We start from the raw sequence: 13,438 nt of genomic DNA on the forward strand, positions 1-13,438 counted from the left end.
CCCGCCGGGCGCTACGTGCCACTGCTCAATGTCGGCGGCTATGCGCGCGGCGTCGCCACCGGCGTGCAGGCCGGCACGATGCGCATGGTGTTCGGCAAACGCTGCTTCTTTGGCTTCGTGCCGCGGCCGGACGGCGAGGTCTGGTGGTTCGCCAACATCTCGCAGCCGCAGGAACTGGACCGCGACGCATTGGCGTGCATCACGCCGGAACAGTGGCGGGACAAGGTGCTGAGCCTGGTCGAGGGCGACCAATCCCCCGCCGCCGCGCTGGTTCGCGCCACCGAAGGCCCGATCGCCGGCTGGGCCACCTACGACCTGCCGCAGGTCGCTCGCTGGCACCGCGGCCGGATGCTGATCGTCGGCGACGCGGCGCATGCCACCTCGCCCTCGTCCGGCCAGGGTGCATCGATGGCGATCGAGGACGCGATCGTGCTCGCGCGCTGCCTGCGCGACGCGCCGGGCGTCGATGCGGCTTTCTCGGCCTACGACAACGAGCGGCGCAAGCGCGTCGAGGCCGTCGTCGCACAGGGCCGGCGCAACGGCAGCGGCAAGACGCCCGGCCCGTTTGGCCGCATCGTGCGCGATCTGATGCTGAGGCTGGTCTTTCGCCGGCTGGCGCGCCAGGGCGGCGATCCGCTGGCCTGGATCACCCGCCACCGGGTCAGCCTCGCGCCCGCGTCCGCAAGCTGAGCGACGTCCTGCGGGCGCCCGGCCGCTAGAATCGGCCCATGCCTTTGAGCACCGTTCGCCCCACCACACCCCGCTGGCACACCGCCACGCGGCGGCAGACCACGCGCGATCGAATTATTCAGGCCTGACGCAGCCCAGCTGCGTCGCGGCGCCCCGCGCCGTTCGCCCTCGAGGGTGCCACGCCCGGCGGCACCCACCTTCCCGCCCTGAATCGCCTCGCGCTGGACCCAAGCGCGCACCGCCATGACCGATGCCACGCCCGACTACCGCAGCACGCTGAACCTGCCCGACACCCCCTTCCCGATGCGCGGCGACCTCGCCAAGCGCGAGCCGGGCTGGGTCAAGCAATGGGAAGACGAAGGCACCTACAAGCGCCTGCGCGAAGCGCGCTGCGGCGCGCCCAAGTTCATCCTGCACGACGGCCCGCCGTATGCGAACGGCCAGATCCACATGGGTCACGCCGTCAACAAGGTGCTCAAGGACATGATCGTCAAGGCCCGCCAGCTGGCCGGCTTCGACGCCCAGTACGTGCCCGGCTGGGACTGCCACGGCCTGCCGATCGAGAACGCGATCGAGAAAAAGCACGGCCGCAACATCAGCCGCGACGACATGCAGGCCAAGAGCCGCGCCTACGCGACCGAACAGATCGCGCAGCAGATGGTCGACTTCAAGCGCCTGGGCGTGCTGGGCGACTGGGAGCGGCCGTACCGCACGATGGACTTCGCCAACGAAGCCGGCGAGATCCGCGCGTTCAAGCGGGTGATGGAGCGCGGCTTCGTCTACCGCGGCCTGAAGCCCGTCTACTGGTGCTTCGACTGCGGCTCGTCACTGGCCGAGTTCGAGATCGAATACGCCGACAAGAAGAGCCAGACGCTGGACGTGGCCTTCCTGTGCGCCGAGAACGACCGCCTCGCGGCCGCGTTCGGCCTGCCGTCGCTGGCCGGTGACGCCTTCGCGGTGATCTGGACGACGACCGCCTGGACGATCCCCGCCAACCAGGCGCTGAACCTGAACCCGAAGATCGAGTACGCACTGGTCGAGACGCCCAAGGGCTTCTTGGTGCTGGCCGCGGTGCTGGTCGAGAAATGCCTCGCGCGCTTCGGCCTCGAAGGCCGCGTCGTTGCGACGGCGCTGGGCGAGAACCTGGGTGGCATCCACTTCAAGCACCCGTTGGCGCACGTCGACGCGGGCTACGACCGCCTGAGCCCGATCTACCTGGCTGACTACGCGACCGCGGATGACGGCACCGGTATCGTGCACTCGTCGCCCGCATACGGCGTGGACGACTTCAACTCCTGTGTCTCGCACGGGATGGCGTACGACGACATCCTGAACCCGGTGCAGGGCAACGGCTCGTACGCGCCGCAGTTCCCGCTGTTCGGCGGCCAGAACATCTGGAAGGCCGTGCCGGTCATCATCGACACGCTGAAATCGGCCGGGCGCCTGATGGCGACCGAGACGATCACCCACAGCTACCCGCACTGCTGGCGCCACAAGACGCCGGTGATCTACCGCGCCGCGGCGCAGTGGTTCATCCGCATGGACGAAGGCCAGGGCGTGTTCACCAAGGACAAGGCGCCGAAGACGCTGCGCCAGGTGGCGCTCGACGCGATCGACCAGACCGGCTTCTTCCCCGAGAACGGCCGCGCCCGCCTGCGCGACATGATCGCCAACCGGCCCGACTGGTGCATCTCGCGCCAACGCAGCTGGGGCGTGCCGCTGCCCTTCTTCCTGCACAAGGACTCGGGCGAGCTGCACCCGCGCACGATGGAGATCCTCGACCAGGCGGCCGACATCGTCGAAAAGGGCGGCATCGAGGCCTGGAGCCGCGTGACGGCCGAAGAGATCCTCGGCGCGGCCGATGCGCCGATGTACACCAAGAGCAGCGACATCCTGGAGGTCTGGTTCGACTCGGGCTCGACCTTCCAGCACGTGCTGCGCGGCACGCACGCCAAGGACGCCGCCGGCACGCTGGGCTACCACGAGCAAGGGCCCGAGGCCGACCTGTACCTCGAAGGCCACGACCAGCACCGCGGCTGGTTCCACTCTGCCCTGCTGATCGCCTGCGCGCTTGAAGGCCGCGCGCCCTACCGCGGCCTGCTGACGCACGGCTTCACGGTCGACAGCCAAGGCCGCAAGATGAGCAAGTCGCTCGGCAACGGCATCGAGCCGCAGGAAATCAGCAGCAAGCTCGGCGCCGAGATCATCCGCCTGTGGGTGGCCGCGAGCGACTACTCGGGCGATATCGCCGGCGACAAGAAGATCCTCGACCGCGTGGTCGACGGCTACCGCCGCATCCGCAACACGCTGCGCTTCCTGCTGGCCAACATCAGCGACTTCGACGCCGCGACCGACTCGGTCGACGCCGACGAGATGCTCGAGGTCGACCACTACGCGCTGGCCCGCGCGAGCGAATTGCAGGCCGAGATCCTGAAGCACTTCACCGCGTACGAGTTCCACCCGGTGGTTGCGAAGCTGCAGGTCTACTGCTCGGAAGACCTGGGCGCGTTCTACCTCGACGTGCTGAAGGACCGCCTGTACACCACCGCGCCGAAGAGCCTGGCGCGCCGCAGTGCACAGACGGCGCTGTGGCACATCACGCAAGCGATGCTGCGCTGGATGGCGCCGTTCCTCAGCTTCACCGCCGAGGAAGCGTGGCAGGTGTTTGCGCACGGCACTGCGTCGAAGCAGACCATCTTCACCGAGACCTACTGGCCGCTGCCGACGCCGGACGGCAAGCTGCTGGCCAAGTGGGCGCGGCTGCACGAGATCCGCGACCTGGCGAACAAGGAGATCGAGGCTGTGCGCACCACCGGTGCGGTCGGCGCGTCGCTGCAGGCCACGCTGGTGATCACCGCACCGGCTGAAGATGCGGCACTGCTGCGTTCGCTGGGCGATGACCTGCGCTTCGTCACCATCACGTCGGCGGTGAGCGTGGTCGATGGCGACACGCTCGCAGTGGCCGTGGCGCCGAGCTCCGCCGCCAAGTGCGACCGCTGCTGGCACTACCGCGACGATGTCGGCGCCGATGCGGCCCACGCCACGATCTGCGGCCGCTGCGTCAGCAACCTGTACGGCGCGGGCGAAACACGGGTGGTGGCCTGATGGCGCGCCGCTCGTTCGCTTCGTCGTCGTCCGGCCCCAGCCTGTGGGTCTGGCTGGGTGTCGCACTGGTCGTGATCCTGCTGGACCAGCTGACCAAGACGCTGATCCTCGGTGACTTCCAGATCGGCGAAACCCGCACGGTCACCTCGTTCTTCAACGTCGTGCGGGTGCACAACACTGGCGCTGCGTTCAGCTTCCTGGCCGGCGCTTCGGGCTGGCAGCGCTGGTTCTTCGTCGGCCTGGGCGCGGCGGCGTCGGCCGTGATCGTCTGGATGCTGATGAAGCACCCGGGGCAGAAGCTGTTCTGCTTCGCGATCGCGCTGATCCTGGGCGGCGCGGTCGGCAACGTGATCGACCGCCTGATCCACGGCTACGTGGTGGACTTCATCCAGCTGCACTACAGCGGTCGCGCGTTCCCGTCGTTCAACCTGGCCGACAGTGCGATCACGCTGGGCGCGATCTGCCTGGTGCTGGACGAACTGCTGCGGGTCCGCAAGAGCTGATCTGCCAAGGGCAGAAAGAAAAGCGCCGCCTCATCGGGCGGCGCTTTCGTTTTGGAAGCCGTGGAAGCTGGTGGATCAGGCGCTGTTGCGCGCCACCTGTGCGGTCTGCGCGGGCGCCGGGGTCACCTTCAGCGTCTCGCCCTGCACCGTCACGTGCGTGCCGACAGCCATCGACTTGGCTTGCGTCACGCTGCGCAGCGAGCCGTCTTCCATCCGCACCTTCACGCGGTAGACCGTCTCGGTCTTGACCTTCTTCTCGATCGCATGGCCGGCCAAGCCGCCGCCGACCACACCCAGCACGGTCATCGCGGTCTTGCCGCTGCCCGCGCCCATGCGGTTGCCTAGCGCGCCACCGACAACACCACCGGCCACGGCGCCTACGCCGCTGGCCTTGCCTTCGTGCTGCACAGGTTCGACCGCCTCGACGACCCCGCAACTGTTGCAAACCGACACCATGGCCTGCTGCGTGCTGTGACTTTCGCCACGGCTGGAAGGCGCCGGCGCCACAGACTGGCCGTCGCGTGAGGCGGTGGCGGGCACAGGGTGTGCCGGCCGCGCCGCCGGCTTCGTGGCCGTGGTCGGTGCCGGCGTCGCCTGTTCGGCGGGCATCGGTGCCGCTGCATCACCGGCGACAGGCAGCGGCTTCGGTGCCGATGGGTCCTGCACCGTGTCGGCGGCGTTCGCCACCAGGGCAGCCGGCACCGCCGGCTCCTCGCTCGGCGCGTGGGCGGGGGAGCGGATCACCAGGGCCGCGCCGAGGGCGGCCACGGTCGTGCCGAGCAGGCCGATCACCAGCCAGGCACTGCGGGGAAATGACGCTTGGGTCGGCCGGGGCCGAACGGCTGCGGTGGATGGATGCATCAGAGAACCCTCCAATCTGGTCGCCGAGGTAACCACACCGCGTGGCACCCCGATCTGCACAGAGCACATGCTGCGCGCAGCGTCCGAGTTACAAGTATCCGAATGCATCGCCTGTACCACGGCCAAGGGACAGGTTGAACCGGATGCGCCGGCTTCAGGCGGGTGCTGTGCACGCAGCAAGCACGGGCCGTGCCGCCCCACGCAGGGGCGCTCGCCCAGGCCGCGTAGAGCCTCAGGCCGGGTAGATCGCGCCCAACACGCGCGGCCCGCGGGCACCGGTGGCTTCGGCGCGATTGCCGGGCTGGCGCAGCACGCAGGCTCGGGCCAACCAGGCGAAGGCGGCGGCTTCGACTTGCAGCGGCGGCAAGCCAGCTTCCGCCGTCGACCCGACCGCCACACCGGGCAGCAACGAGGCCAAGCGCACCATCAGGTGCCGGTTCAGCGCACCACCACCGCACACGCGCAAGTCGGTGGTGCCCTGGGCTTCGCGGCGCAGCGCATCGGCCGCAGCGCGGGCGGCGAACTCGGCCAGCGTGGCCTGCACGTCAGCCGGCTCGGCGGCCATGAAGGYGGTGAGGTGGGCACCTAGCCAGGCCGCGTTGAACAGGTCTCGGCCGGTGCTCTTGGGCGGCGGCCGCTGCAGGAAGGGCTCGGCCAGCAGTGCAGCCAGCAGATCAGGCAACACCTGGCCGCTGGCGGCCCAGCCGCCGTCCTCGTCGTAAGGCAAGCCACGGTGCAACTGCACCCAATGGTCCAGCAACGCATTGCCCGGCCCGCAGTCGAAGCCGCGCACCGCACCTTGTGGATCGTGGCCAGCGGGCAGCAGCGTCAGGTTACCGATACCGCCGAGGTTCAGCACAGCGCGGGGCGCATCAGGCAGGCTGAAGACCTGGGCATGGAAGGCCGGCACCAGCGGCGCACCTTGGCCACCGGCGGCCACGTCGCGCGAGCGGAAGTCCGCCACAACGTCGATACCGCTCAGCTCGGCCAGCAAGGCCGGTTGGTTGATCTGGATCGTGTAGCCAGTGGCGTCGAATTCGCCCGGTCGGTGCCGCAGCGTCTGGCCATGCGAGCCGATCGCCGTGACCGCGCTGGGCGCCACGCCGGTCTCGGCCAACAGCGCCTTCACGACTTCAGCCTGTGCTCGCGCCAAGCCGTTAGCGGCCAAGGCGGCGCGGTGCAGTTCGTTGTCGCCTGCGCTGTTCAGCGCCAGCAGTTCGTCGCGCAAGGTGGGCGCAAACGGGCGGTGGGCATGCGCCAGCACATCGATGCTGTGGCGCGCAGGGTCATCGGCAAACCGCGCGAGGACCCCGTCCACCCCGTCCAGCGAGGTGCCGGACATCAAGCCTATATAGATCRCCATGTGCCGGATTGTGGCCGGCAGCGGTTTGACGGCGGCGGCTTACTCGCCGCGACCGCCGGCCACGCCTTGCAGCTCGTCAGCCGCTTCGAGCTGGGTCTTCATTGCCACCGCCCACTGGGCGAAGCGCGGGCGCTGGGTGGCATCGAGCGCCACCGTTTCGGCCGCCTTGGCGATCTTCAGCGGGTCCTGGTGCTGGCCGTTGACGCGGAATTCGAAGTGCAGGTGCGGCCCGGTGGCCCAGCCGGTGGCGCCGACGTTGCCGATGTTCTGCCCCTGCTCGATACGCTGGCCCTTGTTCACGTTGATGCGCGAAAGATGCGCATACAAGGTGCTGCGGCCGCCGTTGTGGGCGAGCTGCACGACGTTGCCGTAGCCGTTCTGCCAACCGGCGAACTCGACCACGCCATCGCCGACCGAACGCACCGGGGTGCCGCTGGGTGCGCCGTAGTCGGTGCCCAGGTGCGCGCGCCAGGTCTGCAGGATCGGGTGCATGCGCATCGAGAAGCCCGAGGTCACGCGCGAAAACTCCATCGGGCTGGCCAGGAACGCGCGGCGCTTGCTCTCGCCCTTGAAGTCGTAGTAGCTGCCCTTGCCTTCGGAGTTGCCGAACCACAAGGCCTGGTAGCTCTTGCCGTTGTTGACGAACTCGGCGGCCAGCACACGGCCACTGCCCTGGTTCCAGGTGATCGGCTCGCCGTCGGCGGTCAGCGCCTCATAGGCCACGCTGAACGCGTCGCCCTTGCGCAGCTCGCGGTGGAAATCGATGTCGGTCGAGAACATCTCGGCCATCTGCACCGCGATTGCATCGGGGATGCCGGCGTCATCGGTCGCCGCGAACAGCGAGCTGCGGATCGTGCCGCCTGCCAACCGCGTGCTGGCGCCCAGTGCTGCGGTTTCGATCCGCGCGCTGAAGCCACGGTTCGAGCCGCGCTGGATCGTCAGGCGCTGAAAGCGCGACGGCGCGGTCGAGCTGCCGTCGTCTTCGGTCGCAAAGCGGGCGACCAGCGTCTGCAGCCGGCCTTCGTCGTCCAGCTCGGCCGACACCATCTTGCCGGGTCGGCCGTTCAAGACGCGCTGGCCGGTGCGGTCAGCGCGCAGGAACTGGGCAGCTTCGGCATCGACAACGCCAAGGCGGCGCAGCAGGCTGTCGGCCGTGTCGCTGGCGCGGGTGGTTTCGCTGCGGCGCAGTTGCAGATCGGCATCGGCCAGGGCTTCGAGCTGGCCCTTCAGGCCTTCAGGCTCGACCGATTCGGTGACCAGGCGGCGCGGCAGTTCGGCTGCATCCGGCGCCAACGGGGCGATACCGAAGGCGGTGACGCCGAAACCGGCCATCAGCACAGCCAGCGTCGTGGCCAGGCCGCGGCGGTGGGCGGAGACAAATTCGCGCGCCGCGAGGACGGCGGACCGCACCGAGGACGGTGGGGTGGAAGCGGGCGCCGGAACGCGGGAATCCAAAGACATTCAGTTTCATTCCGCAAGGAGATGAACACCTCGCAACAGCAACCCGCCCGGCGGTCGACAAGCTCAACCCGACGCTGGCTGAAAGCCGGCATTCAAGGTTTGCAAAGGGTCKGGATCCAGGCCCTGGGCAGGGGGCTGGCCCGTAGAATCCGCCGCTTCAAGCCACCTTCGCGATGGCCCTGAGCGACCGGTTCGGGGCGATTCACGCGGGAATCGGAGCCCATAACAGGTGTCGCGCGAGTATAGCGAAGACCCTTACGGCGCCATCCCCAGTTTGCAATTTGTGACTTTTGTATGACGGAACTCGTGATCGGCGCCACACCTCTCAGCAATTCTGTGCAAGAAGCGCTCGCCATCAGCCTGCGCGGTTGCAGCGAACTGTTGCCCCAGGCCGACTGGGTCAAGAAGCTGCAGCGCGCCGAAGCCACCGGAAAGCCGCTGCGAATCAAGCTGGGGCTGGATCCGACCGCGCCGGACATCCACATCGGCCACACGGTGGTGCTGAACAAGATGCGCCAGCTGCAGGACCTGGGGCACACCGTCATCTTCCTGATCGGCGACTTCACCTCAATGATCGGCGACCCGTCGGGCCGCAATGCGACCCGCCCACCGCTGACGCGCGAGCAGATCGAGGCCAACGCCAAAACCTACTACGCCCAGGCCAGCCTGGTGCTCGACCCGGAAAAGACCGAGATTCGCTACAACAGCGAATGGAGTGACCCGCTGGGCGCCCGCGGCATGATCCAGCTGGCGGCCAAGTACACCGTGGCCCGGATGCTGGAGCGCGACGACTTCACCAAGCGCTTCCAGGCCAATACCCCGATCTCGGTGCACGAGCTGCTGTACCCGCTGATGCAGGGCTACGACTCCGTCGCGCTGAAGAGCGACCTCGAACTCGGCGGCACCGACCAGAAGTTCAACCTGCTGGTCGGCCGCGCGCTGCAAACCGAATACGGCCAGGAACCGCAGTGCATCCTGACGATGCCGCTGCTGGTGGGGCTGGACGGCGTCGAGAAGATGTCGAAGTCGAAGAACAACTACATCGGCATCACCGAAGACGCGAACACGATGTTCGCCAAGCTGCTGTCGATCAGCGACACGCTGATGTGGGATTACTTCACCCTGCTGAGCTTCCGCTCCGAGGCCGAGATCGCGGCGCTGAGAGCCGAGGTCGCGGGGGGCCGCAATCCGAAGGATGCTAAGGTCCTGCTGGCCAAGGAGATCACGACGCGGTTCCACAACGCGTCGGCCGCCGAGGCTGCGGAAGCAGATTTCCAAAACCGCGCCAAAGGCGGCATCCCGGACGAGATCGAAGAGGTCTCGCTGTCCGGGGCCCCGATCGGCATCGGTGCGCTGCTGAAGGCGRCGCGACTGACGCCCAGCACCGCCGAGGCCAACCGCCTGATCGACCAAGGCGGTGTGCGCATCGACGGCGGGGTCGTGTCCGACAAGGGCCTGAAACTTCAGGCCGGTACATTCGTCGCCCAGGTGGGTAAGCGCAAATTCGCGCGCATCACCCTGTCCTGAGTCCATCACGTTCGCGGAGATCCCGATGAACCGTTCCAGAAAAATCGCAGTCGTTGTTTCCGTGCTGGCCCTCGCCGGGTTGGCCGCCCACGCACAGGTCGAGCCTGTCAGTGGCACCGCACCCGCCTCGACGGCCGGCCCCACGAAGGCTGCCGACGGCAGCGAAACCTGGCCCAGCGGCTTGGTCTTCCGCTCGCTGCGTGAAGGCAGCGGCGCCAGCCCCAGCCCAACCGACACCGTGAAGGTCCACTACCGCGGCACCTTCCCCGACGGCAAGGAGTTCGACAGCTCCTACACCCGCGGCCAGCCGGCCGAGTTCCCGCTCAACCGCGTGATCCCCTGCTGGACCGAAGGCGTGCAGAAGCTGAAGGTCGGCGGCAAAGCCAAGCTGATCTGCCCGCCAGGCATTGCCTACGGTGCCAAGGGCGCCGGTGGCGTGATCCCGCCGAATGCGACGCTGCACTTTGACGTCGAATTGATCGGTATCGCAGGGAGATAAAGCCCCCACGCCCCTTGCCAGGGGCTGCCTTGCAGGCCGCGCCGAGCCAGAGGCTCGGCCCCTCGGTAGGCACAAACAGTCCTCAGGACTGTTCATGTCCGRCCTCGGCCCCCCGAGGGGGCTCGCGCAGCGGACCRGCAAAGCTGGATCCGCGCACGCCACTTGAAGGGGGCGACGCTACGCGCGCGCCCCGATCACCACGTCACCGTGGGGGCGGGCCTCTACCCTCCCCGTTCTGGCTGAGCTGGTCGAAGCCCTGCACGCGTGCCAGCAAGATGCGAGCGGTGGCATTACGCGCTCAGTACGGATCCACGGCAGAGACAATCGCCGGATGCAGGTTGCCTCCTATTTGAAGCTGTCGGTCGCTACCGCGGTGGCGACAATCGTGCTGAAGACCGGGGCCTGGTGGCTGACCGATTCGGTGAGCCTGCTGTCCGACGCGCTCGAATCGCTGGTCAACCTGGCCGGTGCGATGTTCGCGCTGGCGATGGTGACGCTGGCCGCGCGGCCGCCCGACGAAGAGCACCCCTACGGCCACCACAAGGCCGAGTACTTCTCCAGCGGCTTCGAGGGCGTGCTGATCATCGCCGCGGCGCTGGGCATCACCGGAGCGGCGATCGAGCGCTGGCTGCACCCGCAGCCGCTGCAGTCACTGGGCCTGGGCCTGGCGCTGTCGATCGTCAGCTCGGCGATGAACGGCGCGCTGGCCTGGGGCATGTTGCGCACGGCTCGCGTCCACCGTTCGGTTGCGCTCGAAGGCGATGCGCGCCACCTGATCACCGATGTCTGGACCAGCGCTGGCGTCGTCGTCGGGTTGATCGGCGTGACGGCCACCGGCTGGGCCTGGCTCGACCCGCTGGCCGCAGTGCTGGTGGCGCTGAACATCCTGCGCGAAGGCGCGTCGCTGATGCGCCGCTCGGCCGATGGGCTGATGGACCACGCGCTCGAACCCGAACAGCAGGCGGCGATCGACGAGGTGCTGGCCGGCTTTGCGCACCCCACCATCCGCTTTGACCACCTGACCACGCGCCGCGCCGGCGCGCGCCGCTACGTCGACCTGCACATGCACATGCCGGCCAGTTGCACGCTGCAACGCGCCTCCGCGCTGCGCACCGATGTCGAGCAGGCGCTGATGAGCGCGGTGCCCGGCCTGCGGGCCAGCATCCAGCTGCTGCCGATGGACGTCGAGGCCCATCTCGGCGAAGAGAGGGAATTCCTGTGATCGGACTCATCCAGCGCGTGCGTGAAGCGCGCGTCGATATCGCCGGCCGCACGGTAGGTGCCATCGGCCCCGGCCTGCTGGTGCTGGCCTGCGCCGAGCCTACGGACAACGAAGCGCAGGTCGACAAGTTCCTCGCCAAGCTGCTGAAGCTGCGCATCTTCAGCGACGACGCCGGCAAGATGAACCGCAGCGTGCAGGACCTGGATGGCACCGGCACGCCGGGCGGCTTGCTGATCGTTTCGCAGTTCACGTTGGCGGCGGACACCTCAGGCGGCAACCGCCCGAGCTTCACCGGCGCCGCGCCAGCCGAGCAAGGCCGCGCGCTGTACGAGGCCTTGCTGACGCGAGCCCGCGCCGCGCACCCGCAGGTCGCCGCCGGCGAATTTGGCGCCGACATGCAGGTGCATCTGGTCAACGATGGGCCGGTGACGATCCCGCTGCGGATCACCTGAGCACGCCAGCTCAGCGGTGTTCGGTGCTGGCCACCACCACCGGACTCGGCTGCGGCTGCTGTGCCAGGGTGGTGTCGGTGTCGGCGCTCGGCTGACCGAGCTGGACCATGCCCAGCAGCAACGACAAGGTCGTGACGGCGGCCAATGTGGCGGCGATCAGGCGAGTGGTGAAGGTCGTGTTCATCTAGAGTCCTTTCAGGGGCGGGCTGGGGAAAACAGGGCCAAGGCGAGCGGGTTCAGTGCAGCGCGGCGGCCACGGCGGCCGGTACGGCGGCGTGGGCCACCACCGGTGCCGGCACGGTCGCGGCACCACCCAGCGGCGCCAGGAACTGCAGCAGCGTGTAGGTGATGCGGGCAGCGGCGAAGGCGGCGGAGAAGCGGGCGCTGATCGGGGCGGTGTTCATCGCAAGTCCTTGGGTCTTTTCGCTGCACCGGGTGGTGCGTTGTCGATGGATGAACTGTCTTCCTGAAGGCTGTTCAGGTCCTTGGCCACCGCCTTAAGCGTTCTGAATCGCGCCCGTTTGCGACTTGGCGGCGCAGGCGTAAGCTCGCGCCCAAACAAGGAGGGGTGATGGCAGCTTCGTCCACCCTGAAGGCATTCACCTTCGGACGCTTCGTGGCCCAGCCCGCGGCCCGCCAGTTGCTGGTCGACGGCCTGCCCGCCAAGCTGGGCGCCCGCGCCTTCGACCTGCTGGTCACGCTGGCCGAGCGGCGCGACCGGGTGGTCAGCAAGAACGAGCTGCTCGACGTGGTCTGGCCCGGCCTGGTGGTCGAAGAAAACAACCTGCAGGTGCACATCTCGGCCCTGCGCAAACTGCTCGGGCCCTCGGCGATCGCAACGATCCCCGGCCGCGGCTACCGCTTCACCGCCCCGCTCGACGGCGCCGCCAACGACGAGCCCCCTGCCCCGCCCGACGCGGCCGTGCCGACGGCACAGGTCGGCAATCTGCCCTCTGCTGACGAACCACTGTTCGGCCGCGACGACGATCTGAGCTCCGTCTGCGCCTTGCTGGCTGAACACCGGCTGGTGACGATCGCCGGCGCCGGCGGCATCGGCAAGACCCGGCTCGCCCAGGCCGCTGCGCACCGGCTGCAGGCCGACTTTGCGGACGGCGTCTGGTTGGTCGAGCTGGCACCGGTGAGCGACCCGGCGCTGGTGGCCAGCAGCATCGCCTGCGCGCTCGGCGTCTCGCTCGATGCGCCAGCCGGTGCCGAGCAGCTCGCGGCCCGCCTGGGCGACCGCCGCCTGCTGCTGGTGCTGGACAACTGCGAGCACCTGGTCGACGCCGTCGCGGCCACGGCCACCACGCTGTTGCATGCCTGCCGGACATTGCGCCTCTTGGCCACCAGCCAGGAGCCACTGAAACTGGCTGAAGAGCATGTGCTGCGCCTGGGCACGCTGGCCTTGCCCGACGAGCCCACCGCCGATGCACCTGCGCTGGCGCTGTTCGAGGCCCGCGCCCGGGCCGTGYAACCGCGCTTTGCGCTGAACGCCGCCAACCGGGCTGCGGTGATCGACATCTGCCACCAGCTCGATGGCATCCCGCTCGCGATCGAGTTGGCCGCCGCGCGCTGCGCGCTGCTGGGGGTCGACGGGCTGCGCGAGCGCCTGCATGACCGCTTTCGCCTGCTGACCACCGGCAACCGCGGCGCGCCCCGCCGGCAGCAGACGCTGCGCGCCGCGATCGAGTGGAGCCATGCACTGCTGAGCGCCGACGAGCAGCTGGTGCTGCGCCGTCTCGGCATCTTCCACGG

Annotated in this window: 13 protein-coding genes; 8 read left to right on the top strand and 5 right to left on the bottom strand. The window is 68.6% G+C overall.

Annotated features, from left to right (window positions below):
• From AC1DYI_RS14110 to lspA, 3 genes are all read left to right on the top strand, one after another.
• A partial coding sequence (locus tag AC1DYI_RS14110) for an FAD-dependent monooxygenase (RefSeq protein ID WP_477204752.1) occupies positions 1 to 690 on the top strand: 690 nt, incomplete at its 5' end.
• A gap of 243 nt (positions 691 to 933) precedes the next feature.
• Positions 934 to 3,795, top strand: a complete 2,862-nt coding sequence (ileS, locus tag AC1DYI_RS14115) for an isoleucine--tRNA ligase (RefSeq protein ID WP_477204753.1) — start codon at positions 934 to 936, stop codon at positions 3,793 to 3,795.
• Positions 3,795 to 4,298: a signal peptidase II gene (lspA, locus tag AC1DYI_RS14120; protein ID WP_477204754.1), complete on the top strand. Its 504-nt coding sequence runs from the start codon at positions 3,795 to 3,797 to the stop codon at positions 4,296 to 4,298. Before ileS ends, lspA begins: the two co-directional genes overlap by 1 nt.
• Positions 4,299 to 4,373: 75 nt before the next feature.
• On the opposite strand, the gene AC1DYI_RS14125 is transcribed toward lspA, so the two are convergent.
• From AC1DYI_RS14125 to AC1DYI_RS14135, 3 genes are all read right to left on the bottom strand, one after another.
• On the bottom strand, positions 4,374 to 5,159 hold the full coding sequence (locus AC1DYI_RS14125; RefSeq protein WP_477204755.1) for a glycine zipper 2TM domain-containing protein: 786 nt from the start codon (positions 5,157 to 5,159) through the stop codon (positions 4,374 to 4,376).
• Positions 5,160 to 5,391: 232 nt separating this feature from the next.
• On the bottom strand, positions 5,392 to 6,522 hold the full coding sequence (locus tag AC1DYI_RS14130) for an anhydro-N-acetylmuramic acid kinase (RefSeq protein ID WP_477204756.1): 1,131 nt from the start codon (positions 6,520 to 6,522) through the stop codon (positions 5,392 to 5,394).
• 39 nt (positions 6,523 to 6,561) lie between these two features.
• Positions 6,562 to 7,932: a peptidoglycan DD-metalloendopeptidase family protein gene (locus AC1DYI_RS14135; RefSeq protein ID WP_477204757.1), complete on the bottom strand. Its 1,371-nt coding sequence runs from the start codon at positions 7,930 to 7,932 to the stop codon at positions 6,562 to 6,564.
• Between the two features lie 345 nt (positions 7,933 to 8,277).
• Here AC1DYI_RS14135 and tyrS point away from each other — a divergent pair, with 345 nt between their 5' ends.
• The 4 genes from tyrS (at position 8,278) to dtd (ending at position 11,683) form a co-directional block, all read left to right on the top strand.
• Positions 8,278 to 9,510: a tyrosine--tRNA ligase gene (tyrS, locus tag AC1DYI_RS14140; RefSeq protein ID WP_477204758.1), complete on the top strand. Its 1,233-nt coding sequence runs from the start codon at positions 8,278 to 8,280 to the stop codon at positions 9,508 to 9,510.
• A gap of 25 nt (positions 9,511 to 9,535) precedes the next feature.
• Positions 9,536 to 10,009, top strand: a complete 474-nt coding sequence (locus AC1DYI_RS14145; protein WP_477204759.1) for an FKBP-type peptidyl-prolyl cis-trans isomerase — start codon at positions 9,536 to 9,538, stop codon at positions 10,007 to 10,009.
• 331 nt (positions 10,010 to 10,340) lie between these two features.
• Entirely contained in the window at positions 10,341 to 11,231 is an 891-nt protein-coding gene (locus tag AC1DYI_RS14150; protein WP_477204760.1) for a cation diffusion facilitator family transporter, read from the top strand.
• Entirely contained in the window at positions 11,228 to 11,683 is a 456-nt protein-coding gene (gene dtd, locus AC1DYI_RS14155; protein WP_477204761.1) for a D-aminoacyl-tRNA deacylase, read from the top strand. The genes AC1DYI_RS14150 and dtd overlap by 4 nt, the downstream gene beginning before the upstream one ends.
• Before the next feature lie 10 nt (positions 11,684 to 11,693).
• On the opposite strand, the gene AC1DYI_RS14160 is transcribed toward dtd, so the two are convergent.
• Together AC1DYI_RS14160 and AC1DYI_RS14165 are read right to left on the bottom strand one after the other, a co-directional pair.
• On the bottom strand, positions 11,694 to 11,867 hold the full coding sequence (locus AC1DYI_RS14160) for a hypothetical protein (RefSeq protein ID WP_477204762.1): 174 nt from the start codon (positions 11,865 to 11,867) through the stop codon (positions 11,694 to 11,696).
• Between the two features lie 52 nt (positions 11,868 to 11,919).
• The gene (locus AC1DYI_RS14165) at positions 11,920 to 12,087 is read right to left on the bottom strand and encodes a hypothetical protein (protein WP_477204763.1); all 168 of its coding nucleotides are present in this window, start codon (positions 12,085 to 12,087) and stop codon (positions 11,920 to 11,922) included.
• A gap of 167 nt (positions 12,088 to 12,254) precedes the next feature.
• Between AC1DYI_RS14165 and AC1DYI_RS14170 the strand changes: the two genes are divergently transcribed.
• On the top strand, positions 12,255 to 13,438 hold a 1,184-nt coding region (locus tag AC1DYI_RS14170; protein WP_477204764.1), incomplete at its 3' end, for an ATP-binding protein.

The sequence above is a fragment of the Ideonella sp. P3_A4 genome, from assembly GCF_056403075.1.